17 protein-coding genes and 1 pseudogene are annotated in these 22,584 nt (G+C 73.9%); 17 read left to right on the plus strand and 1 reads right to left on the minus strand.

Going from position 1 to position 22,584, the window contains the following annotated elements; all coding sequences use genetic code 11:
• The 17 genes and pseudogenes from ACVWNX_RS00395 (at position 1) to ACVWNX_RS00475 (ending at position 19,386) form a co-directional block, all read left to right on the plus strand.
• Positions 1-1,041 (plus strand): LacI family DNA-binding transcriptional regulator, encoded by a 1,041-nt coding sequence (locus ACVWNX_RS00395; RefSeq protein ID WP_454411809.1) that lies wholly within the window; start codon positions 1-3, stop codon positions 1,039-1,041.
• Between the two features lie 565 nt (positions 1,042-1,606).
• Positions 1,607-2,227: pseudogene (locus ACVWNX_RS00400) on the plus strand (ABC transporter substrate-binding protein); the annotation flags it as partial.
• Between the two features lie 91 nt (positions 2,228-2,318).
• On the plus strand, positions 2,319-2,888 hold the full coding sequence (locus ACVWNX_RS00405) for an ABC transporter substrate-binding protein (RefSeq protein WP_454415026.1): 570 nt from the start codon (positions 2,319-2,321) through the stop codon (positions 2,886-2,888).
• A 6-nt stretch (positions 2,889-2,894) separates the two neighbouring features.
• Positions 2,895-3,860, plus strand: a complete 966-nt coding sequence (locus ACVWNX_RS00410) for an ABC transporter permease (protein ID WP_454411810.1) — start codon at positions 2,895-2,897, stop codon at positions 3,858-3,860.
• Complete coding sequence (locus tag ACVWNX_RS00415; protein WP_454411811.1) at positions 3,857-4,831, plus strand: ABC transporter permease; 975 nt, start codon at positions 3,857-3,859, stop codon at positions 4,829-4,831. The genes ACVWNX_RS00410 and ACVWNX_RS00415 overlap by 4 nt, the downstream gene beginning before the upstream one ends.
• Positions 4,828-5,829, plus strand: a complete 1,002-nt coding sequence (locus ACVWNX_RS00420) for an ABC transporter ATP-binding protein (protein ID WP_454411812.1) — start codon at positions 4,828-4,830, stop codon at positions 5,827-5,829. Before ACVWNX_RS00415 ends, ACVWNX_RS00420 begins: the two co-directional genes overlap by 4 nt.
• A complete protein-coding gene (locus tag ACVWNX_RS00425) occupies positions 5,826-6,644 on the plus strand; it encodes an ATP-binding cassette domain-containing protein (protein ID WP_454411813.1) in 819 nt (272 codons plus the stop codon). Before ACVWNX_RS00420 ends, ACVWNX_RS00425 begins: the two co-directional genes overlap by 4 nt.
• Positions 6,641-7,687, plus strand: coding sequence for a P1 family peptidase (locus ACVWNX_RS00430; RefSeq protein WP_454411814.1), 1,047 nt, complete (start codon positions 6,641-6,643; stop codon positions 7,685-7,687). The genes ACVWNX_RS00425 and ACVWNX_RS00430 overlap by 4 nt, the downstream gene beginning before the upstream one ends.
• Entirely contained in the window at positions 7,684-8,814 is a 1,131-nt protein-coding gene (locus tag ACVWNX_RS00435) for a C45 family autoproteolytic acyltransferase/hydolase (protein WP_454411815.1), read from the plus strand. Before ACVWNX_RS00430 ends, ACVWNX_RS00435 begins: the two co-directional genes overlap by 4 nt.
• Complete coding sequence (locus tag ACVWNX_RS00440) at positions 8,811-10,634, plus strand: MOSC domain-containing protein (RefSeq protein WP_454411816.1); 1,824 nt, start codon at positions 8,811-8,813, stop codon at positions 10,632-10,634. The genes ACVWNX_RS00435 and ACVWNX_RS00440 overlap by 4 nt, the downstream gene beginning before the upstream one ends.
• 231 nt (positions 10,635-10,865) lie before the next feature.
• A complete protein-coding gene (locus tag ACVWNX_RS00445) occupies positions 10,866-11,606 on the plus strand; it encodes a dienelactone hydrolase family protein (protein ID WP_454411817.1) in 741 nt (246 codons plus the stop codon).
• 439 nt (positions 11,607-12,045) lie between these two features.
• Positions 12,046-12,513: a hypothetical protein gene (locus ACVWNX_RS00450; protein WP_454411818.1), complete on the plus strand. Its 468-nt coding sequence runs from the start codon at positions 12,046-12,048 to the stop codon at positions 12,511-12,513.
• Between the two features lie 145 nt (positions 12,514-12,658).
• Positions 12,659-14,983: a protein translocase subunit SecD gene (secD, locus tag ACVWNX_RS00455; protein ID WP_454411819.1), complete on the plus strand. Its 2,325-nt coding sequence runs from the start codon at positions 12,659-12,661 to the stop codon at positions 14,981-14,983.
• A gap of 288 nt (positions 14,984-15,271) precedes the next feature.
• Positions 15,272-16,315, plus strand: coding sequence for an iron-siderophore ABC transporter substrate-binding protein (locus tag ACVWNX_RS00460; RefSeq protein WP_454411820.1), 1,044 nt, complete (start codon positions 15,272-15,274; stop codon positions 16,313-16,315).
• 11 nt (positions 16,316-16,326) lie between these two features.
• The gene (locus ACVWNX_RS00465) at positions 16,327-17,361 is read left to right on the plus strand and encodes a FecCD family ABC transporter permease (RefSeq protein ID WP_454411821.1); all 1,035 of its coding nucleotides are present in this window, start codon (positions 16,327-16,329) and stop codon (positions 17,359-17,361) included.
• 109 nt (positions 17,362-17,470) lie between these two features.
• A complete protein-coding gene (locus tag ACVWNX_RS00470) occupies positions 17,471-18,550 on the plus strand; it encodes a FecCD family ABC transporter permease (RefSeq protein WP_454411822.1) in 1,080 nt (359 codons plus the stop codon).
• On the plus strand, positions 18,547-19,386 hold the full coding sequence (locus ACVWNX_RS00475; protein ID WP_454411823.1) for an ABC transporter ATP-binding protein: 840 nt from the start codon (positions 18,547-18,549) through the stop codon (positions 19,384-19,386). The genes ACVWNX_RS00470 and ACVWNX_RS00475 overlap by 4 nt, the downstream gene beginning before the upstream one ends.
• A 278-nt stretch (positions 19,387-19,664) precedes the next feature.
• Here the strand turns inward: ACVWNX_RS00475 and ACVWNX_RS00480 are convergent, their stop codons facing one another.
• Complete coding sequence (locus ACVWNX_RS00480; protein ID WP_454415027.1) at positions 19,665-22,061, minus strand: chitinase C-terminal domain-containing protein; 2,397 nt, start codon at positions 22,059-22,061, stop codon at positions 19,665-19,667.
• Positions 22,062-22,584: the final 523 nt, after the last annotated feature.

The following is a 22,584-nucleotide window of genomic DNA, read 5'->3' on the forward strand; positions in this document are numbered from 1 at the left end:
ATGCAGCAGGGCAGCCCGGCGGTGCCGGGCGCACGGATCCCCCGGGCGGACGGTCCCGCCCCCACGATCGCGGACGTCGCCCGGGTGGCGGAGGTCTCCCGGACGACCGCCTCCGACGCGCTCAGCGGGCGCGGCCGGGTCTCGGACGCGACCCGGGAGGTGGTGGTGGCGGCGGCCCGCAGTCTGGGGTACGCGCCCAACCGGACCGCCCGTTCGCTGCGGACCTCGGTGACGGAGACCATCGGACTGCACATCCCGGAGTTCCTCACCAGCGCCGAGTACTACATGTCCTTCGTGTTCGGGGTGATCGAGGAGGCCACCCGGGCGAGCCTCAACGTCACCCTGATCTCCGCCGGACACCTTCCGCAGGGCCGGGCCGCCCCGCAGGTCGACGGTCTGGTGCTGTGCGACCCGATGGCCGGCGACCCGGTGGTCGACCAGCTGATGGGGTCGCGGCTGCCGGTCGTCACCGCCGAACGGTACGTCGGGGACAAGGAGTCCACCGGAGTGGTCCTCTCCGACCACCGCGCCCATCTGACCGGGCTGCTCGACCATCTGGCCGCCCGGGGAGCGCGCCGGGTCGCGTTCCTCGCCTCCGACACCACCGGCGAGTGGGCGGCCACCCTGTGCGCCACCTACGGGCAGTGGTGCGCCCGGCGCGGCGCTCCGGACCTCACCCACAAGGCGCCGTTCGGGGCCCGGCCCGAGGTCCTCCAGGCCGAGGCGCGGCGGATGCTCGCCCTGAACCCGGGGATCGACGCCATCGTGTGCGCCGCCGACGGGGCCGCCGCGGCGATCCTGCCCGAGTTGCGCGCCGCCGGGCGCGTGGTGGGCGAGGACCTGCTCCTCGCCTCCTGCGTCGACAGTTCCAGCATGCGACTGGCCGATCCCCCCATCACCTCCATCGAACTGAACCCCCGCTCGGTGGGCGCCGAATGCGCCCGGCTGCTCTGCGACATCCTCGCCAAGGAGGCCCCCGAGGGAACCGTGCGATCGGTTCCGATAACGCTGAACATCCGGGATTCCACTCAGAGTTCCTAAGCCGCCCACTCCTTTAAAAAATCATTCCGGGACGGTCCGGGACGGGTCTTTTCCGTATGGCTTCCACTGCCGTACGGAAAAGACCCGTGTTCTTTTTCAGGGGCTTTCCCGAGGCAGCCGGAAAAGAGGGAATTCCCTTGTGAGAAACATTGACAGCCCCCCGGACCGGACATAGTTTTCCGGACACGCCGGAACGATCCGGCTTCTCTGGGCAAGGAGAAGACCCGTGCGAAGAACCTCCTCCGTCGTCGCCTGTTCCGCCGCCCTGGCGGTCACCCTCACGGCCTGTAGCGCCCCGGCCGCCGACGACACCGCGGACGGCGGGAGCGAGCGCCCCGGCTACCTCGCCGTCGCCGACCGGAGCGTCAAGGGACGCGGTCCGCTGACCGTCCAGGTCGACTACGACTCCGTCGAGGCGGGCGGCCTCGACCCCCAGCTCGCGGGCAGCGCCCGCTCCTGGTCCCTCGGCTCCCTGGTCTACGAACCGCTGGTCACCGTGGGCCCCCGTTTCGAGATCAAGCCGCTGCTCGCCAAGAGCTGGACCCAGCCGGACCCCAGGACCTACGTGTTCACCCTCCGCGAGGGCGTCACCTTCTCCAACGGGCGCGCGGTCACCACCGACGACGTGGTCGGCAGCCTCAAGCGTCTCGCCGCCTCCAAGGCGCCCTACGGCGCCCAGCTCGGCCCCATCGACACGGTACGGGCCACCGGGCCCGCCGAGGTCACCGTCACCCTGAAGAAGCCCTACGGGCCGTTCCTCTCGGCGCTCTCGAACACGCCCGCCGCCATCCTCCCGATGAAGGAGATCGAGGACGGCTCCCTGGACATCGGGAAGAAGATGCTCGGCACCGGGCCCTTCACCGTCCGGGAACACAAACAGGACCGCCACTGGATCTTCGCGGCGAACCCCGAGTACCGGTCCGCGGACAAGGTCGGCGTCTCCGAACTCCGGGTCGAGATCGTTCCGCAGGAATCCGCCCGGCTCGCCGCGGTGCGCGGCGGGAACGCGGGACTCGCCTTCTTCAACAACGTCGACTCGCTGGACCAGTTGGCCGGAACCCCGAAGGTGAAGGCCGTCAACCAGCGGTACAGCGACTTCTACTACCTGATCCAGAACTCGCGGAACCCGAAGTCGCCGCTGGCCGACCAGAAGGTCAGGTTCGCGCTCAACACCGCGCTGGACCGGAAGCGGATCGCCGAGAACGCGCTCGGCGGGCAGTCCCGGCCGACCGGCGTCGCCCCCTCGGTGCTGCCCGACGGCTGCGCCCCCCCAGGAGCTGCCGGGGGCCAAGGCCGGAACGGCGGGCGCCAAGGCCGCGGTGAAGGCGGCCGGGGCCGAGGGCGCCACCCTCCGGCTCGCCGTCTACACCTCGGAACCCGCGCTCGCCCAGATCGCCCAGGTCGTCCAGCAGCAGTACGCGGCGGCCGGGGTCACCGTGAAGATCGAGAAGTTCGACGACGCGACCTACGGCGAGCGGGTCTTCGGCGCGAAGCCCGACTTCGACCTCGCCATCGGCTGGTTCGCGGGCTACGCCGACGCCTCCATGGTGTCCCGCTGGTGGAACCCGTCCGTCGCCAAGTTCTCCGGCGTCTTCCTGAAGAACGACACCGAACTCAACGCCCTCATCGACACGGCGACCGCGAAGGCCCCCGGCGCCGACCGGGCCGCCGCGCTGCGCGCGGTGTGCGAACGGGTCGACACCAACGCCGAGATGCTGCCGCTGGTCTCCCGGCCCGGTGTGCTCGGCTACCGCACCGACCGGGTCAGCCCCACCCTCCACGCCCGTGAGGGGTACGGCAACCTGCTGCGGAACGTCACCGAGTTCACGATCCCCGGCGCCAAGTAGCCCGCCATGACCTACCTCCGCTGGGCCCTGGGACGCCTCGGCGTCGCCGCCCTCACCCTCGCCGGGGTCTCCGTGCTGATCTTCGCGGCGGTCCGCGCGATGCCCGGCCGCTACTCCGACCTGGTCCTCGGCCCGCTGGCCTCCCGGGCCGAGAAGGACGCCGCCGCCGAACGCTACGGCCTCGACGGCTCGTTGCCGGAGCAGTACGCACACTGGCTGTTCAACGCGGTCCGGGGCGACTTCGGGACCTCCATGGCCAGTCAGACGCCGGTGGCCTCGGAGTTCGCCGAGCGGCTGCCCGCCACCGTCACCCTCGCCGTGCTCGCCCTGACGATCACCGTCCTCGTGGGGATCCCCCTCGGCGTCCTCACCGGGATCCGGGGCGCGGGCGGCGGCCGGGCCGGGCGGCTGCTGGGCAGCCTCGGACTGAGCCTGCCCGAGTTCGTCCTCGGCAGCCTGGTGGTGTTCGTGTTCACCCGGTACGGGCTCGGGCTGACCGTCGGCGCCTACGTGCCATGGGCACAGGACCCGGTGCGCTCGGTGCTCTCCCTGGTGCTGCCCGCCGCGGTGCTCGCCGTGTTCGGGACGGCGGCCGTCGCCCGGACCACCCGGGACGCCGTCCTCGGCGTCCTCGTCGAACCGCACATCGCCGCCGCCCTCGCCCGGGGCGAGTCGGCCGCCCACATCGTCCGCCACCACGTGCTGCGCAACGCGTCCATCCCGGTGCTCACCCTGCTGGCCACGCTCACCGCCTATCTGCTGGGCGGCGCGGTCATCGTGGAGCGGCTCTTCACCACCCCGGGGCTCGGCTCGTTCCTCGTGGACGGCCTCGACCGCCGCGACTACGCCGTCGTCCAGGCGGGGGTGCTGCTCGCGGCGACCGTCTTCATCGTCGTCAACGTCCTCGTGGACATCGTCAGCGGACTGGTCGACCCACGGATCAGCGACCCGGCAGGAGGCATCCCCGGATGAGCGCCACCACCCCCAAGCCCCGCCCGGGCCCCGCCCACGACGAGCCGCCGGACTCGCCCGGCGCCGTCCCGGACGCCCCGGACGCCCCGGCCCCGAAGTCCGTGCCGCCGGTACGGCGGGCCGCCGCGCTGCTGCGGTCCGCGCTGGCGCCACGGTCCTTCGACGGGCTGTTCCGCGCCGCCCTGTGGACGCTGCTGCTGCTGATCACCGCGACCCTGCTCAGCCATCTGCTGGGGCTCGGCGGGGACCCGGAGGCCACCGTCGGACAGCGGCTGACCCCGCCGGGCGCCGACGCCCCGATCGGGACCGACAACCTCGGCCGCTCCCTGCTGCCACGGCTGCTCCAGGGCATCGGGACGACCCTGCTGCTGTCCTCGCTGGCGGTCCTGGCCGCCGCCGTCATCAGCACCGCGCTCGGCATCCTCGCCGGGTACCGGGGCGGACGCACCGCCGAGGTGATCTCCCGGCTCGCCGACGTGCTGTACGCGTTCCCGGCGATCGTGCTCGCCGTGCTGGTCTCCGCGGTGCTCGGCCCGGGCCGCTCCGCCGCCCTCGCCAGCACCGTCCTGGTGACCGTGCCGCTGATGACCCGGATGGTCGCCACCGCCGCGCGGGCCGTCGCCCGCCGGGACTTCGTGGTCGCGGCCCGGATCAGCGGGGTGCCCGCCCTCACCGTGATGCGCCGTCACCTCCTCACCAACGTCTCCGGCACCATCGCCGTGCAGGGCACCTACGCCCTGTCCATCGGCATCCTCGTCGAGGGCGGGCTCGGCTTCCTCGGCTACGGGGTCCAGCTGCCCGACGCCTCCCTGGGGCTGCTCATCCAGGAGGGCAGCCTCTACCTGGTCAACGCCCCCTGGCTGATCATCGCGCCCGGCACCGTCCTGGTCGCGGCGATCGTCTCGATCAACCTCATCGGGGACGGTCTGCGCGACCGTTTCGAACCCAGAGAAACGAGGGCGCTGATATGACGCCGATCGTCCTCATCGACGACGTCACCGCCGAGTACCGCACCCCCCGGCGCACCGTGCGGGCCCTGGACGGCGCGCGGCTGGCCGTCGAACCCGGCCAGCACACCGGGGTGGTCGGCGAGTCCGGCTCCGGGAAGTCCACCCTCGGACTCCTGGTCGGCGGACTGCTCCCCGCCACCACCCGCTACCCGCACGGCCGGGTCCTGGTGGACGGGGTCTCCGTCCTCGACCTGCCCCGGGACCGGCTGGCCCGGCTCCGCCGCGAACGCCTCGGCTTCATCCCCCAGGACCCCGTCGGCGCGCTGAACCCGACCCTGCGGATCGGACGGCAGCTGGCACTGGCCCTGGGCACCCGGCGCAACGAGCGCGCGGCGCTCGTCCGGCGGTTGGAACAGGTCCGCATCAAGGACCCCGAACGCGTCCTCGGGCTCTATCCGCACGAGATCTCCGGCGGGATGGCGCAGCGCGTCGTCATCGCCATGGCCATGGCCCGCGCCCCGGCCGTGCTGATCGCCGACGAGCCCACCGCCGCCCTCGACGCCCAGGTCCGCCAGGACGTGCTGCGGCTGCTGTTCTCCCTCGCCGACGAGCACGGCACCACCGTCGTCTGGCTCAGCCACGACCTCGGCGGGGTGGCCCGCTGGTGCGGGCGGGTCGCCGTGATGTACGGCGGCCGGGTCGTCGAGGACGGTCCCGCCGGGGAGGTGCTGGGCGCGCCCCGGCACCCCTACACCGCGGCGCTCGCCGCCGCCGACCCGGCGCGCGCGGCGGACGGCGACCGGCTGCGGGCCATCGGGGGCGCGCCGCCGGTGCTCTCCGGCGCGGCGGCGGGCTGCGCCTTCGCGCCGCGCTGTCCGTCCGCGACCGACCGGTGCGCGACGGAGCGGCCGGTGCCCGTCACCGGTGGCGCCCGCACCGTGCTGTGCCACCACGCCCACGACGGCGGACCGTCCCCCGTGGCGGCTCCGTCCCTCCGACGGAAGGAGACGGCGTCATGACCGACGGACAGACCTCGTCGACGCCAGCGGCCGGGTCCCTCGACGCCCCGGTCGGCGACGGCGGGGCGGCGGGGGCGCCCGTGCTCGAACTGGACGACGTGTCGGTGGTCTTCCCCGGCCGCCGCCGGGGCGGCGCGGTCACCGCCCTGGACGGGGTCGGCTTCCGGATCGCCCCGGGCGAGACCCTGGGTCTGGTCGGCGAGTCCGGTTCGGGGAAGTCGACCACCGGGTCGGTGGCGCTCGGGCTGCTGCGGCCGACCTCCGGGACCGTCAGGTTCCTCGGGGAGCCGCCCGGCGGACGGCGCCGGGCGGGGACGGTCCAGGCCGTGCTGCAGAACCCGCAGTGGTCGCTGAACCCCCGGCTGACGATCCGGGACAGCGTCGCCGAACCCCTCGCCGCGGCCACCCGCACCCGGCCGCGCGCCCACCACGGCGCGGTCGCCGAACTCCTGGACCGGGTGGGGCTGCCCGCGCGGTTCGCGGAGCGGCTGCCGCACGAGCTGTCCGGCGGGCAGCGGCAGCGGGTGGCGATCGCCCGGTCGCTGATCACCCGGCCCCGGTTCATCGTCTTCGACGAGGCCGTCAGCGCGCTCGACGTGTCCGTCCAGGCCCAGACCCTCAATCTGATCCGCGACCTCCAGGACGAACACGGCTTCGGCGCCCTGTTCATCTCCCACGACCTCGCGGCCGTCCGTTACGCCGCCCACCGCGTCGCCGTGATGCGGGCCGGGCGGATCGTCGAACTCGCGGACACCGCCCGTTTCTGGAACACACCCGCCCATCCGTACTCCCGCACCCTTCTGGAGAACCTGTGAACGCCTCGGCCCCGACCCCCGACCCCGAGCACTTCCTGACCGGCGTCCCCGCCTTCGGCCCCTGCCCGGGCAACGCCGAGCTCTCCCCCGAGCCCCGGCCGAGCGCCGGGGACCGGGTGGTGCCGTACGACTTCCCCGGCGTCGAGGTCGGCACCGCCGAGTACAGCGAGGGCCCCACCGGGGTCACCGTGGTGCACGTGCCCGCGGGCGCCCGGATGTCCATCGACGCCCGGGGCGGCGCCATCGGCCTCACCTACGGCGCCGACTCCTTCGCCCACGCCGTCTGTCTGGCCGGGGGCTCCCTGTACGGGCTCGGCGCGGCTCCCGGGGTCGCGGCCGAACTCCTCGGCCGGGTGGGCAACGACGTCAACTGGGACCAGCTCAAGTGCGTGGCCGGGGCGATCATCTACGACTTCAGCGCCCGGGACAACGCGGTCACCCCGGACGAGGCCCTCGGCCGGGCCGCGCTGCGGGCCGCCCGGCACGGGGAGTTCCCGGTCGGGCGCTGCGGGGCGGGGGCGAGCGCCTCGGTGGGCAAGGTCGAGTACGCCCGTACCGAGTTCGCCGGGCAGGGCGCGGCGTTCCGGCGGATCGGGGACATCAGGATCCTCGCCGCGACGGTCGTCAACGCGGTCGGGGTGATCGTGGACCGCGACGGGACGGTGCTGCGCGGCAACTACGACGCGGCGACGGGGACCCGGAGCCTGCCGCAGCTGGACTACGAGGAGGCGTTCGCGAAGGACCCCGGCGCGGTGCCGGTCACCCAGCCGGGGAACACCACCATCTCGGTGCTCGTCACCAACGTCCGCCTCGACGACCGCGAGCTGGCCTACTTCGGCCGTCAGGTGCACGGTTCCATGCACCGGGGCATCCAGCCGTTCCACACCAACATGGACGGCGACACCCTGTTCACGCTGACCACCGACGAGGTGGACCTGCCGCGCAACCCGATGCGGACCGGGCAGGACACCATGACGTCCGTCGCGCTCGGGGCGGTCGCCTCCGAGGTCATGTGGGACGCGATCCTGAGCAGCGTCCGGTGACCCGCGCCGACATCGCGCCCGCCGTGGACCCGGGGACCCCGCTCCCGGCCGCCGGACTCCCCCGGTTCGCCTCCGAGGAGCCGGACCCCACCCGGCGGGGGCACGCCTTCGGCCGGGAGCACGGTCCGCGCGTGCGGGCCGCCGTCGCCGCCTACCGCGAGCTGTTCACCGCGGTCGGGGTGGCGCCGGACGCGCTCGCCGCCCACGGCGACGAGGCCGCCGGGGAGATCGCCCGCTGGGCCCCGGAGCTGTTCGCCGAACTCGCCGGGACGGCGGCGGGCGCGGGTCTCCCGGTTCGGGAACTCGCGCTGGTCAACGCCCGGACGGAGGTGCTGGCCACGGTCGGCGCGACCGCCGAGGGCGAGTGTTCCACGGCCGTGCACCTGGGCGTTCCGGGCGCTCCGCACACCATCCAGACCTGGGACTGGCACGACGAGATGGCGGGCGCGCGGACCCTGACCCGGTACCGTCCCGGCCCGTCGGGGCCCCTGGTGCGGACGTTCACCGAGGCGGGGGTGCTGGCGAAGATCGGCGTCAACGGGGCCGGACTGGCCCTGCACTTCAACATCCTCAGCCACCGGGAGGACGGCGAGGGGATCGGGGTCCCCGTCCATGTGGTGGCCCGGCGGATCCTGGACCTGGCGACGACGGTCGGCGAGGCCGTGGACATCGCCCGCTCGGCGCGGGTGACCGCGTCCACGGTGTTCACGGTCGTCACCCACGACGGGCGGCAGGGGGACGCGGCGAGCGTGGAGGTCTGTCCGGCGGGCGTCGCCGTGGTCCGCCCGGACCCCGACGGCTTCCTCGCGCACACCAACCACTTCCTGGACCCGGTGCTGGCGCTCGGGGAGAACACCCCGGCCGGTGCCAGTACGCACCCCCGGCTGGCCCGTCTGTCGGCCCACCGGGCGCTGCTGGCCGAGCCGGACCCCGAGCGCTGGGTGGAACTGCTGCGGGCCCACGAGAGCGACGGGGCGCCGGTGTGCTGCCATCCGCAGGAGGGGCTGCCCTTCCACCAGCGGTGGCGGACCCTGCTGACGGTGAGCGCCGATGTGGGGGGCGGCCGGTTGCGGGTGCACCCGGGCGGGCCGTGCACCGCGACCCGGGACGGCTGGGAGCGGTGGTGAACGAGGTCCCTCCGGTGGCCGGGCGGGTGGCCGGGATCGTCCGCTATCCCGTCAAGGGCATGGCGGGCCGGTCCCTGTCCCGGGTGGTCCTCGCCCCGGGGCGGGGGCTGCCCCTGGACCGGGTGGTGGGGCTGCGCAACGGCACCCTGGAGGTGCGGGAGGAGTCCGGCTGGACCAGCAGCACCGCGTTCCTGCGGCTGGTGCGGAACGCCGCCCTGGCGCGGTTCGGGCTGTCCCTCGCCGACGGCCCGGACGGCACGGTGGTCCTGACGGTCACCGCGCCGTCCGGGGCGGAGCTGACGCTGCGGCTGCGCGACGGGGTGCCGCCGCCCGGGGACCTGGCGCGGGCCGACGCGGTCCTGCGGACCTGGTTCCCCGACGGGCCTCAGGGGCCGGTCACCGCCGACGCGCCGGGGGTGTCGCTGTGGGACTGGCCGCACGCCACGGTCTCGCTGATCAACCTGGACACCGTCCGGGCGCTCTCCGACGCGGCCGGGGTCCCGGTCGACCACCGCCGGTTCCGGGCCAATCTGTACGTCGAGGGACTCGGCCCGTGGCGGGAGTACGCGCTGGTCGGCAGGCGGATCGCGGTGGGCGGGGCCGAACTGGAGGTCGTCCAGGCCACCGACCGCTGCCGGGCCACCACGGTGAACCCGGACACCGGGGAGCGGGACCTCAACGTCCCGGTGCTGCTCGCCTCCCGCTTCGGCCACCTCTACTGCGGGGTGTACGCGCGGGTGGTGCGGGGCGGGCCGGTGGCGGAGGGGGACCCGCTCGGGGTCCTGGACGCCCCCGCCGACCCCGCGTCCCTGCCGACGCCCGAACCCGACTGGCCGCGCTACGCCACCGTGACGGAACTGCGCCGGGAGAGCCCCACGGTCACCACCGTGCGGCTGCGCGACCCCGCCGCCCTCGGCGCGGCGCCCGGCCAGCACCTGCGGGTCCATCTGGCGGACGGGCGGGGACCGGTGTGGCGCAGCTACACCCTCACCGGTACCGATCCGGGGGACCTCGCGATCAGTGTGAAGCGGGTGCCGGACGGGCGGGTCTCGCCGCTGGTGCACGCGCTGCGGGTGGGCGAGGGCCTGCGGATCTCCGGTCCTTACGGCACCCCGGTCGTGTCGTCCGACCCGTCCCGGCCGCTGCTGCTGGCGGTGGCCGGGGTGGGGGTGACCCCCGTCCTCGCGGTGCTGCGCCGGCTGGCCTCGGCGGCGCCGGGGCGGCCGGTGACGGTGCTGAACGTGGTGCGGACCGTCGACGACGCGCCCCTGTGGGGGCGGGTGCTGGCGCTGCTGGAGCTGTTGGAGCACGGCACCGGGCGGCTGTACGTGACCGCCGGGGGGCCGGTGCCGCCGGGAGCCCGGGCGGGGCGCCCCACGGACGCGGACTACGCGGAGCTGTCGCCCGGTCCGGACGGCGAGGCGTACCTGTGCGGGCCGGGGCCGTTCGTGGCGGCGGCCCGGGCGGGGCTGCTGGCGGCGGGGGTCCCCGCCGGTGCCGTCACCGACGAGCACTTCTACTCGCCGGTGGAGGTGCCGCTGACGGACGTACCGCCGCCCGCCCCGGGGCCGTTCCCGGTCCGCTTCGCCGCCAGCGGGGTGGAGACGGTCTGGACCGCCGGGGACGGCAGTCTGCTGGACCTCGGGGAGACCGCCGGGGTCCGGCTCCCGGCGGCGTGCCGGGCGGGCGCCTGCGGCACCTGCCGCCAGCGGGTGGACGGCGGGGCGGCGCATCTGATCGCCCCGGGGCTGCCGGTCCCGGACGGACACGCCCTGCTGTGCTGCGCGGTGCCCACCGGCCCCCTCACGGTGGACGCCTGACGCACCCCGCCCCGGGCGCGTCCGCCGTCCGGCGGGCTTCCCGTGGCCCGTCGCCGCGTGGGCGCCCGTGCCCCCGGCGGGGACGCCCTGGGCGTCGTCGGGCGGCTGGCAACGGGCGGGGAACGGGGTGACGCGCCGGACGCGTCCGGGTGGTGCCGTCGGGACGAGCCGCTGTCTGCCGTCGGTGAACACCGTCCCGAGCGGGCGCGCCGGTCGTTACCGTCCAGTCGTATGACGACGGTGACCACGCGTACGGTCGAATACCCGGCCGACGGACTGACGATGACCGGACACCTCGCGCTCCCGGCCGGGGCCGGGCGCCGCCCTGCGGTCCTGATCGGGCCGGAGGGGGTGGGGCTCAGCGACGTCGAGCGGCGGCGGGCCGAGGCCCTGGCCGAGCTGGGGTACGTGGCGCTGGCCTTCGACCTCCACGGCGGACGCTATCTGGAGGACCCGGAGGAGATGCTGGCCCGTTGTCTGCCGCTGCTCGCCGATCCCGACCGCCTGCGGGGAATCGGTCACGCCGCGCTCGACGTGTTGCGCGCCGAGCCACGGGCCGACCCCGACCGGACCGCCGCCATCGGCTACGGCACCGGGGGCGCGATCGCGCTGGAACTCGGCCGCGACGGCGTCGACCTGCGCGCGATCGGGACGGTCAACGCGCTGACCACGGGACGGCCGGGCGAGGCGGCGCGCATTCGCTGCCCGGTATGGGCCGGGGTCGGGTCGGAAGACCCGATCATGCCGCCCGCGCAGCGGGAGGCGTTCACCGCGGAGATGCGGGACGCGGGCGTCGACTGGCGCCTTGTGGTCTACGGAGGGGCCCTGCACGCCTTCCACCACCCACCGGTCGACCACACCGTGCTCCCCGGCGTCGGCCACCACCCACGGCACGCGCGGCGGGCCTGGCGTGACATCGTCGCCCTGCTCGCCGAGTGCCTGCCCGTCACGGATGATCCGATCGGCTCCTGATACCCGCTCCCGCCCGCCGCCCTCGCCGTCCATCTCATGCGGCAACGGCGGCTTCACCCCCGCTTCCTTCCACACCGGCGCCGACGGGCCGCGCACGGCCCCGGCAGCCGCGCGGTGGTCCTTCCGCGCACCCGGAGCGGAGCCCCCGACCGGTGCGCTGACCGACCGTGGTCGGTCAGCGCCGACCGCCGTACAGCTGTTCCCCGGGGCCGGGTGTGGTGCCCGTCACCCACACGGGCCAGCCGGGCGGGACGAGGGCGTCCGTCGGAGCCGCCCCTCCGCTCCGGCTCGGGATCTTTCGCCGCACCGTCGTCCGGGGCGCGTCACCAGGGCCTAAGCTGGGGCGACGCGCGGAGGCGAACGGCCGTTCGCGCGGCGCCCGGCCGGTGGCCGGGCCACCGGGAACTCCGGGACACCACGGACGGGGAGGGAGGGCAGCGTGCGGCAGCGGTCACGGCCGACGGCACACGGCTCCTTCCGCCTCCTCCACGGGTGGCTGTGGGGGATGCTGCTGCTCCTGGTCGGCGCCGCGCCCGCCGCGGGCGCCACCTGGGACGGGAGCGGTCAGCCGCCCGCCGTCCTCTCCACCGCCGCGCCCCGGGAGACGGCTCCGTCCGTCGATCCCCGGGCCACCGCGCGCACCACCGACTGGCCGGGCCCGGTCCTCGTCCACACGCCGTCGCCGCAGGAGCCCGTCACCGCCGTGGCGTTCGCGGCGGCGGGCGAGCAGAGCGGGCGTCCGGTCCCGCCGCCGCCCTCGCCCACGGGTGCCGCCGCCCCCGCCCACGAGGTGGCGCTGCCCCGGGGCGGGGTCGTGGACGTCCGGCGGGAGCGGGGTCCGCCGCCCCCGCCGTCCGGCCCGCGCAGCACCCGCGCGCCCCCGGCCTCCGGAGCGGTCGACGTCTGAGGCGTCCGCCGCCCCGGTCCCCGGGCTGCCCGGGACCAGGGGGGAGGCGTCCTCCGTCCCCGCGTACGGCGCGTCGGCGCGCCGTACGTGTCCTGCGTGTCCGCGGGCGCCCCCGGGTGCCCGCGCGACGGCCCGTGGAGCCTTCATGACATCTCGTTCCCCTGCCCGGCGCTCGCGCGCCACCCTCTGGCGGGCGCTGGCGGCGCTCGCCGTGGTCGCCCTGTCCCTGCTCGCCGCCCTCACCACCGAGCCCCGGCTGGGGCTGGACCTGCGGGGCGGCACCCGGATCGTGCTGGAGACCCGGGACTCCCCCACGGTGAAGGCGGACTCCGCCGCCACCGACCGCGCCCTGGAGGTGCTGCGCCAGCGGGTGGACGCGCTCGGCGTCGCGGAGCCCTCGCTGGCGCGCTCCGGCGAGCGCCGGATCGTCGTCGAACTGCCCGGGGTCCAGGACCCCCGGGAGGCCGCCGAGGTCATCGGGCGGACCGCGCAGCTCACCTTCCACCCCGTCACCGGGGCGGCCGACAAGGCGTCCGGCGCGGCGGGGAAGGACGGGTCCCGGACCCTGCCCGACCCGGACGCCCCCGGCTCCTTCCTGCGGCTCGGTCCGACCGCGCTCACCGGGGCGGGCGTCAAGGACGCCGAGCCCGCGCTGGACACCCAGGGCGCCCGGGGGTGGACGGTCGGGCTGTCCTTCCACGACCGCGCGGGCGAGGACTGGGCCCGGATCACCGGTCAGGCGGCGTGCCAGGCGGCCGGTGACCCCGCGCGACGGGTCGCCATCGTGCTGGACGACGCGATCGTGTCGGCGCCGGACATGGACCGCTCGGTGCCCTGCGGGGCGGGGATCACCGGCGGCACGGCGCAGATCACCGGCGGGTTCGGGGCCGACGAGGCGCGGGACCTGGCGGCGCTGGTGAAGGGCGGGGCGCTGCCCGTCCCGGTGACCACGGTGGAGCAGAGCACGGTCGGTCCGACGCTCGGCGCGGACGCGATCCGGGCCAGTGCGCTGGCCGCCGTCATCGGACTGGTGTGCACGGGCGTGTTCATCACGGTCGTCTACCGGCTGCTGGGACTGCTCGCGACCCTCGCCCTGGGGCTGTACGGGCTCATCTCGTACGCGGCGGTGGTGACCCTCGGCGCCACGCTGACCCTGCCGGGGCTGGCCGGGTTCGTCCTCGCCATCGGCATCGCGGTGGACGCGAACGTGCTGGTCTTCGAACGGGCCCGGGAGGAGTATCTGCGGCCCACGGCCCGGACCGGGGACCTGCGGCGTCCGCTGCGGATCGGCTTCGAGAAGGCGTGGAGCGCGGTCGCCGACTCGCACGTCACCACGCTGCTGGCGGCGGGGCTGCTGTTCGTCTTCGCGACCGGGCCGGTGAAGGGCTTCGGGGTGACCCTGGCCATCGGGGTGCTGGCCTCGCTGGTGTCGGCGATGCTCATCACCCGGCTGTTCGCGGACTGGGCGCTGCGCCGGGGCGCGGTGCGGCGGCGCCCCGGCTGGACGGGGATGACGCTGAAGGGCCGGGTGCGGTCCCGGCTGGAGAAGCGTCCGCCCCGGCTGATGCGCCACCGCCGCCGCTGGCTGGGGATCTGCGGGGGGCTGCTGCTGGTGGCGCTCGCCGGGATCGGCGCGCGGGGGCTGGAGTTCGGCGTCGAGTTCACCGGTGGACGGCTGACGCAGTACAGCACCGAGCGGGCCGTCGACGCGGACACGGCCCGGGCGGCGGTCGCGGACGCCGGGTTCCCGCGCGCGGTGGTCCAGGAGTCCGGGGACGGCGACATCACGGTGCGCACCGCGGAGTTGACCGACGACGAGCAGGTGCGGGTGCGCGAGGCGCTGGCCGGTGTGGGCGGCGGCGCGGACGTGGTGCGCGACGATCTGATCGGTCCGAGTCTCGGCAGTGAGCTGCGCACCCACGCGCTGATCGCGCTGGCGGTCGCCGTGGCCGCGCAACTCGCCTATCTGGCGGTGCGGTTCCGCTGGACGTTCGCGGTGGCGGCGGTGGTCGCGATGACGCAGGACGTGCTGCTGGTGATCGGGTTGTTCGCCTGGCTGGGCAAGCCGGTGGACAGCGTCTTCCTGGCCGCGCTGCTGACCGTGGTCGGGTACTCCGTCAACGACACCGTGGTGGTCCTGGACCGGCTGCGGGAGCTGCGGCGCGGGTCGCCGCGCGGGGCCTGGCCGGAGCTGGCCGACCGGGCGGTGGCGCAGACGCTGCCCCGGACGGTGAACACCGGGATGGGGGCGCTGTTCGTGCTGGTCGCGCTGGCCGTGCTCGGCGGGGACTCGCTGGCGGACTTCTCCGTGGCGCTGCTGGCGGGGGTGCTCATCGGGATCGGGTCGACGGTGTTCACGGCGCTGCCGCTCGCCGTGTCCTTCCAGGCCCGGTGGCCCGGGCGGGGGGCTGCGGAGTCCCGGCCGAGGCCCCGGGCCCGGGACCGCGACCGGACGGGCGCGGTGGTGTGACCGGGGGCCGTGCCGCCCGGGCCGGTGGTCCGCCACGGGGCCCGGGCGGCACGGTCTTCTCCCTGGTGTCCGTGCCGCTTCCGTCGGCGGTCGCGCCGCACCGGACTCCCCGGCCCGGGCGGGGAACGCGAACGCCCGCAGGTGTCCGCATTCCGGGCAAAGGCTGGCCGGATTTGATGTTCCCCCGCCAAGGACTTAGGGTCCCCTTAGTTCACCGGCCCTCCTGTCGGACACGTCTGCCGTGGCGTGCCCGTGGCTGAGCCGTGCCATCCGACAAGAGGACACCCCATGCCGTTCACCTCCGCCCGTCCGGGCCTGCGGGCGCTCGCCGTCGTCCCGGCCGCCGCCCTCCTCCTCGCCCTCACGGGCTGCGGTGCCGAGGAGGAGAAGAAGAAGTCCTCGGGCGCCGCCGAGGGCAAGGGTGCCTTCCCGGTCAGCATCAAGAACGCGCTGGGCACCGCGAAGATCACCGAGCAGCCGAAGCGGGTCGTCACCCTCGGCCACGGCTCGACGGAGACCGCCATCGCGCTGGGCCACACCCCGGTCGGCATCGAGCGGTACGAGTGGGGCAGCGACAAGACCGGCTACATGCCGTGGATCCACGAGGCGGTGACCAAGAAGGGCGAGAAGCTCCCCAAGCAGTTCACCGGCGGTGAGAACCTCGACATCGAGGCCATCGCGGAGCTGGAGCCCGACGTCATCCTCGCCCCCTGGTCCGGGGTGACGCAGAAGCAGTACGACGTCCTCAAGGACATCGCGCCGACCGTCGCCTACCCGGGCAAGGCGTGGAGCACCAACTGGGACGAGCAGATAGAGATCGTCGCCAAGGCGCTCGGCAAGCCCGAGCGGAGCGAGGTCCTGATCGACGAGATCGAGAAGACCTTCGCCAAGGCCGCCGAGAGCCGTCCCGAGTACAAGAAGCACACCTTCTCGTACATCTACAACACCGGTCCCGGCACCCTCGGGGTGTTCCGCACCCAGGAGCAGCGGGTCGCCGTGGTCTCCTCGCTCGGACTGAAGGCCGACCCGGTCGCGGACACCTTCAAGGAGATCGAGGGCACCGACTCCTCACTGATCGGCCTGGAGAACGGCCACAAGCTCGGCAAGAGCGACCTGATCTTCACGTTCTACTCCGACGAGAAGAACCGCAAGGAGATCGAGGCGCAGAAGCTGTACAAGGCGATCCCCGCCGTCAAGAAGGGCGCGGTCGTCTCGGGCAAGGACAACCCGTTCGTCACCGCCTCCTCGATGATCAACCCGCTGACCGTGCCCTGGAGCATCGAGCGGTACCTGCCGCTGATCGACGAGGCCATCGAGAAGTCCGGCAAGTAGGACCGTCCCGGATGACGACCACCGTGAGCCCGCCCGCGCGCCGCGCCACGCCGCGCGCGGGCGCCCCGCGGCTGGCGCTCTGTCTGACGGGGGCCGCGCTGCTGCTGGTGGCGACGGCCCTCGCCAGCGTGATGTTCGGCAGCATGAGCACCAGCGCGGGCGACGTCCTCGACGTGCTGTCCGGTGACGCCGACGCCCATCTGACGGCCGTCGTCGAGAGCCGCTACCCGCGCACCCTGCTGGGCGTCCTCGCCGGGGCCGCCCTCGCGGTGTGCGGCACGCTGATGCAGGGCATCACCCGCAATCCGCTGGCGGATCCGGGGCTGCTCGGCGTCAACACCGGGGCCGCCGCCGGGGTGGTCACCGCGACCGCCTTCCTCGGCGCCACCGGTTCCACCGCCGCGATGTGGTGGGCGCTGCCCGGGGCGCTGGTCGCCGGGCTGCTGGTGCACCTCATCGGGTTCAGCGGGGCCTCGTCCAGCACGGTGCGGCTGGTGCTCGCGGGCGCGGTGCTCACGGCCGTGCTGATGGCGTACATCCAGGCCGTGACGCTCAGCCGCCCCCGGATCTTCGACAACTACCGGTATTGGGTCGTCGGGGCGCTTGGGGGGCGGGACTTCGACGTGCTGTGGTCGGTGCTGCCGTTCGCGGCGGCCGGACTGCTGCTCGCGGTGCTGGTCGCGCCCGCGCTCAACGCGCTGGCCCTCGGCGACGAGTCGGCCACCTCGCTGGGTGCCAACCCGGCGCTGACCCGGGCGCTCGGCTGGGGCGCGGCGGTGCTGCTGGCCTCGGCGGCGACCGCGGCCGCCGGTCCGATCGCGTTCGTGGGGCTCGCCGTGCCGCACGTGGTGCGGGCCCTCGTCGGCGCGGACCACCGCTGGCAGATCGCGCTCGCCGCGCTGGTGGGCCCGGTGCTGCTGCTGACCGCCGACGTCGTCGGCCGGGTGCTGCTGCGGCCCCAGGAGCTGATGGTCGGCGTCGTCACCGCGTTCGTGGGGGCGCCCGCGCTGCTGCTCACCCTGCGCCGGACCAGGCATCCGCTGTGAACGGCCGCGCGCCGCACGGCGCCACCGCAGGGGTCCGGGTGCCGCAGGGGCCCGGCGACCACACCGCGCGGGCCCACCGGCCCGCCGCGCGGCCGACGAGGGATGGACGATGAAGACCCTTACCGTGCCGGACTCCCCCGCGCCGGGCGCGGCCGGACCGCGTCCGGCCGCGCTGCTGCGGATCGGACGGGCCGTGGCGCTGCCCGTCGACGGCCGGGCCGTGCTGGTGACGGTGGCCCTGCTGGTGCTGCTCACCGGGGCGGCCGCGGCCACCCTCGTGCTGGGACGGCTGGGCATCGCCCCGGCGGACCTGCCCCGGGTGGTCACCGGGGGCGCCGAGGGCATGGACCGGCTGATCGTCAACCGGCTGCGCGGGCCCCGGCTGGTGACCGCGATCGGCGCCGGGGCCGCGTTCGCCGTGGCGGGCGCGCTGTTCCAGTCGGTGACCCGCAATCCGCTGGGCAGCCCCGACGTGATCGGGCTGAGCGGCGGCGCGGGGGCCGGGGCCGCGATGGTGGCGCTGCTCTCGCCCGGGTTCCCGGTGTCGGTGGGCGCGCTGGTCGGCGCGATGGCCGCGATGGCCGTGGTGTACGTGGCGACGGGGACGGGCTTCCGCGATCCGGGCCGTCTGGTGGTGGCGGGCATCGGCGTCGCCGCGCTGACGGCGGCCCTCACCCAGTACGTCGTGTACGCGGTGGAGCGGGACCAGGCGGCGATGCTGACCGCCTACCTCAACGGCTCCCTCGCGACCCGGACCTGGAGCGACGCCGGGACCGTCTGGACGCTGCTGCTGGTGGTGCTCCCGCTGGCCCTGCTGATCTCGCGCGGGCTGACCGTCGGGGAGATGGGCGACGAGTTGTCCACCGCGCTCGGCGCTGACCCCCGGCGGCTGCGCACGGTCGCGACGGTGCTGTCGACCGTGCTGGCCGCGGGCGCGGTGACCGTCGCGGGGCCCATCGCGTTCATCGCGCTGACGGCGCCGCAGATCGCGCGGCGGCTGGCGCCCGCGCCGGGTCCCCGGCTCACGGTCTCCGCGGTCACGGGCGCGGTGCTGCTGGTCCTCGCGGATCTCGCCGCCCAGCACATGCCGCTCACCGACGACCTGCCGGTGGGCATCTACACGATGGCCCTCGGCGGGGTCTACCTCGGCTATCTGCTCATCCGCGAATGGAAAAAGGGCACGCTATGACCACCAAGTCCGCCGCGTCCGCCGCCGGACCGGACCGGTCCGCCGTACCGGGTCTGTCGGCCCGCGACCTCACGGTCTCCTACGACGGCCGTCCCGTCGTCCGGGGCGTCAGCGTGGATCTGCCGACGGACGGGCTGACGGCGATCATCGGCCCCAACGGCTCCGGGAAGTCGACGCTGCTGAAGGCGTTCGCCCGGGTCCTGAAGCCGCAGGCCGGGACGCTCACCCTGGACGGCGCGGACATCCACGCGCTGCGCGGCAAGCGGTTCGCCCGGCAGGTCGCGCTGCTGCCGCAGAACCCGCAGACCCCGCCCGGGATCACGGTGCGGGCGCTCGTCCAGCGGGGCCGTCATCCGCACCACTCGCTGCTGCGGCAGTGGACGCCGGACGACGACCGGCACATCGAGGACGCGCTGCGGCACACCGGGCTGACCGAACTGGCCGACACCCCGGCGGCGGCGCTGTCCGGCGGGCAGCGCCAGCGGGCGTGGATCGCGATGATCCTCGCCCAGGACACCCGGCACGTGCTGCTGGACGAGCCCACCACCTATCTGGACGTGGCCCACCAGTACGACCTGCTGGAGCTGTGCGCCCGGTTGCACCGCCGGGGCCGGGCCGTGACGGCGGTGCTGCACGATCTGAACCAGGCCGCGCACTACGCCACCCGTCTGATCGTCCTGAAGGACGGCGAAGTGGCCGCGCAGGGCGCTCCCCAGGAGATCCTCACCCCCGATCTGGTGGCCGACGTCTTCGGGCTGACCTGCGACGTCATCCCGCATCCGCAGACCGGCGCCCCGCATCTGATCCCCCGGCCACGGCCCCGCGCCGAGGACTGAGCACCGACGACGGCCGCACGGAGCGCCCAGGGACCGCCGAGCGGCCCGTGGGCGCTCTTCCGGTTTCCCGGGCCCGTGCGCGCCAGGTCGGCCGCTGTCCCGGACGGCCCCCGCGCCCCTCACCGGGTCGGGACCGGGACCGGGAGACGACGGAACGGCGGGGAGGGGGCGCGGGTGCGCCCTCCCTCCCCGCCGTCCGGGGGCGGAAAGGCCGGAGCCCGGTGGCACGGAACGGGTCCGTGCCGCCGGGTCCGGTCGATCAGCGGTCTCTCAGGGGATCAGCAGGGACCGAGGTCCTGCCACGGGCCCCACTGGCCGCCGGCGCCGGGCTCGTCGCCCTGCGTCCACCACTTGGACTTCCACTGCTTGCCCTTGTGGCTGACGGTGGTGCCGCCCGGGTAGGAGGCGTCACGGTTCCACGGAGGCGCGGTGCAGGTGCCGCCGGTGGTACCGCTGCTGCCGGTCGTACCGGTGGTGCCAGTCGTGCCGGTAGTACCCGTGGTACCGGTCGTGCCGGTGGTACCCGTCGTGCCGGTCGTGCCGGTGGTGCCAGTCGTGCCGGTGGTGCCCGTAGTACCGGTGGTGCCGGTGGTACCCGTCGTGGTGCCGCCGGTGGTGCCGGTGCCCGGCTCGACGACCTTGACGCCGCGGGCCAGGTCGCTCGCGATGCCGTAGGTCTTGTCACCGATCTTCACGGTCCAGTTGGACGGGGTGGAGACCGGCAGGTAGTACGTGAAGTCCAGCTCGATCGAGGCGCCCGGGGCCAGCGACTGCCAGGCCGGGATCTTCATGGCGACCCGGTGGAAGTCGCCCTTGAGACCGCCGACGTTGGTGCCGGTGTGGTCACTGCGGACGATCGAGGTGTTGAAGCCGGACTGGTCCTTGGCGTTGCCCGGAGCGGAGGTCGAGTAGTCGAACTGGAACTCGGTGCCGCCCGGGAGGGTCGCCGCGGTGTTGTTGGTGATCTTCACCTTGGGGGTGAGGGGGTAGTTCTGGTCGCCCAGCTTGAACCCGCCGAAGTCCACGTCCACCTTGACGGCCTCGTTGGGCATCGCGATGTTCGACTTCTTGGCGCCGTAGCCGCTGGCGGCCTTGAACTTGTTGTAGAGCAGGTTCGTCAGCGTGGAGCCGGGCTCGTACTGGCCCTTCGCCGCGTTCCAGTCGTAGTCGCCCGCGAGCTCCCAGATCATCGTGCCGCCGAGGCCCTTGTCGACCACGTAGTCGGCCTTCGCGCCGATGGACTCCTCGTCCTCGGTGGAGATGAAGACCTTCTTCTCGGCGTTCCACAGCCACGGCGCGACCAGCGTGCGGTCGTACTTGCGGGCGTAGGTACCGGTGAGCTTGGTGTTGGCGGCGAGTCCGAACTTGGGGAGGTAGTCCGGGACGATGCCCTTCTCCAGGTTCTTGGCGTGCCACATCGGGTTGAACCCGGCGGGCGACTCCTTGCCGTCCGTGTCCTTGTCGTGCCAGATGTTGTCGACGCCGACGGCGCCGTCACCACACTTGGTCAGACCCGAACCGGGCGGGCAGGACGTGGCCGCGGCCTTGCCCCAGAGCCCGTCGGTGCCGCCCTGGACGTTCTTCCAGCCACGGGTGTAGTACGGCAGGCCGATGTTGATCCGGCCGGCGGGCATGGAACCACGGAAGTAGTGGTAGGCCCAGTCGGTGTTCAGGTAGCCGATGCCGCCGTACTGGGCGGTGCCGTAGATGTTGGCGGACGCCAGCTCGGAGTCCTTGCCGTCGTCGTACAGGGCGGCCTGGGGACCGACGTGCTCGTTCCAGGTGCCGTGCAGGTCGTACGACATGATGTTGAGGTAGTCCAGGTACTTCTGGACCTGGAAGGTCTCCATGCCGCGCAGCAGGTAGCCGGAGGAGGGGGCCGCCACGGTCAGCAGGTAGTGCTTGCCGTCCGCCGCGCCCGCGCGGTCCAGCTTCTCGCGCAGGACCTTCATGAGGACGCCGTAGCCCTTCATGAGCCCGGCGCGCCGGGCGTTGGCCACCGGCCAGTCGCTCGGGTTGCCCGCGTCCTTCATCGAGGTCGGGTACTCGTAGTCGATGTCGACGCCGTTGAACCCGTACTTCTTGATGAAGTCGACGGCCGAGTCGGCGAAGGTGTTGATGCCCGCCTCGTTGACCGAACCGTCGGCGTTGGTGGCCGTCTTGTAGAAGCCGCCCGTGTCGGTCCAACCGCCGACCGAGACCAGCGTCTTCACGTTCGGGTGCAGCTTCTTGTACTTGTTCAGCAGGTTGAAGTGACCCTTGTAGGGCAGCGACGGGTCCATCTCGGCACCCGCGACGCCCGGCCAGGTCATCCCGGTGGACGCGTTGTCCGGCCCGTCGGCGCCGACGCTGATCTTGTCGTTGGCGTCGATGCTGGCGAAGGCGTAGTTGATGTGGGTGATCTTGTCCCACGGAATCTGGTTGGCGAGGAAGGCGGGCCTGCCGTCCTTGCCGGTACGCCAGTTGGCGAAGTAGCCGATGATGCGGCGCTGGTGGTCCGCGCCCATCTTCTCGCGGCCCTCGGTGTCGTACACCGAGCAGTAGGGGACGTCCACACCGGGCGTCGAGTAGAGGCCCTCGGGGCGACAGTTCTCCTGGGAGGCGGCCTGCGAGACACCGGAAGTGAGGGTTCCGGCCAGCATGGCGCCGATCGCGACCGCACCGGCGGCGAACATCGCCGGTTTGGCCCGCTTGGAAGACAGCACGTTCAGATCCTCCTGGTGGGGGTCCGTGGCCACGGGGGTCACGGTCTTGCGCAAAGCGCGTCTGGGGTGGACGCGTCGACCCCGTGACTGGATGTCAGGGAGCCGGAGAAGAACGGAGGGAGTGCGTCGGTGGAAGCTGGGGTGACGCAGTGGCCAGACCATAAGAGGACTAGACCAGGGGGGTCAATAGGTCTGGACCTTTACAGTGGTTTTGCTCAACGCACCTGCCGACGGCACGAGATGACGACGGCGGGCGGACGCACCGTGCGGAGCCCTTCCACCACGACAGCGGACGGTGCGACTCCGGGACGATAACCCCGTCGCGCCAGCCGGGAACGGGAGCTGAGAGAAGTCTCATCCGCCGCACACGACCCACCCGGCACCCGGCGGTACGGACCGTCCGTCCAGGCGGGGAATATGACCTTGGCACGGGAGAGCGGAAAACGCTAGGTTCCGGTGAGCGGAACGCCGCGCACCCGTGACCGGTACACCG

The organism is Streptomyces sp. JNUCC 64 (assembly GCF_054484115.1).

What these genes read in the sequence shown, in the direction of transcription:
- ACVWNX_RS00395 (WP_454411809.1), top strand. Translation starts at nt 1, where the DNA reads ATGCAGCAGGGCAGCCCGGCGGTGCCGGGCGCACGGATCCCCCGGGCG.
- ACVWNX_RS00410 (WP_454411810.1), top strand. Translation starts at nt 2,895, where the DNA reads ATGACCTACCTCCGCTGGGCCCTGGGACGCCTCGGCGTCGCCGCCCTC.
- ACVWNX_RS00415 (WP_454411811.1), top strand. Translation starts at nt 3,857, where the DNA reads ATGAGCGCCACCACCCCCAAGCCCCGCCCGGGCCCCGCCCACGACGAG.
- ACVWNX_RS00420 (WP_454411812.1), top strand. Translation starts at nt 4,828, where the DNA reads ATGACGCCGATCGTCCTCATCGACGACGTCACCGCCGAGTACCGCACC.
- ACVWNX_RS00425 (WP_454411813.1), top strand. Translation starts at nt 5,826, where the DNA reads ATGACCGACGGACAGACCTCGTCGACGCCAGCGGCCGGGTCCCTCGAC.
- ACVWNX_RS00445 (WP_454411817.1), top strand. Translation starts at nt 10,866, where the DNA reads ATGACGACGGTGACCACGCGTACGGTCGAATACCCGGCCGACGGACTG.
- secD (WP_454411819.1), top strand. Translation starts at nt 12,659, where the DNA reads ATGACATCTCGTTCCCCTGCCCGGCGCTCGCGCGCCACCCTCTGGCGG.
- ACVWNX_RS00460 (WP_454411820.1), top strand. Translation starts at nt 15,272, where the DNA reads ATGCCGTTCACCTCCGCCCGTCCGGGCCTGCGGGCGCTCGCCGTCGTC.
- ACVWNX_RS00465 (WP_454411821.1), top strand. Translation starts at nt 16,327, where the DNA reads ATGACGACCACCGTGAGCCCGCCCGCGCGCCGCGCCACGCCGCGCGCG.
- ACVWNX_RS00470 (WP_454411822.1), top strand. Translation starts at nt 17,471, where the DNA reads ATGAAGACCCTTACCGTGCCGGACTCCCCCGCGCCGGGCGCGGCCGGA.
- ACVWNX_RS00475 (WP_454411823.1), top strand. Translation starts at nt 18,547, where the DNA reads ATGACCACCAAGTCCGCCGCGTCCGCCGCCGGACCGGACCGGTCCGCC.
- ACVWNX_RS00480 (WP_454415027.1), bottom strand. Translation starts at nt 22,061, where the DNA reads ATGTTCGCCGCCGGTGCGGTCGCGATCGGCGCCATGCTGGCCGGAACC.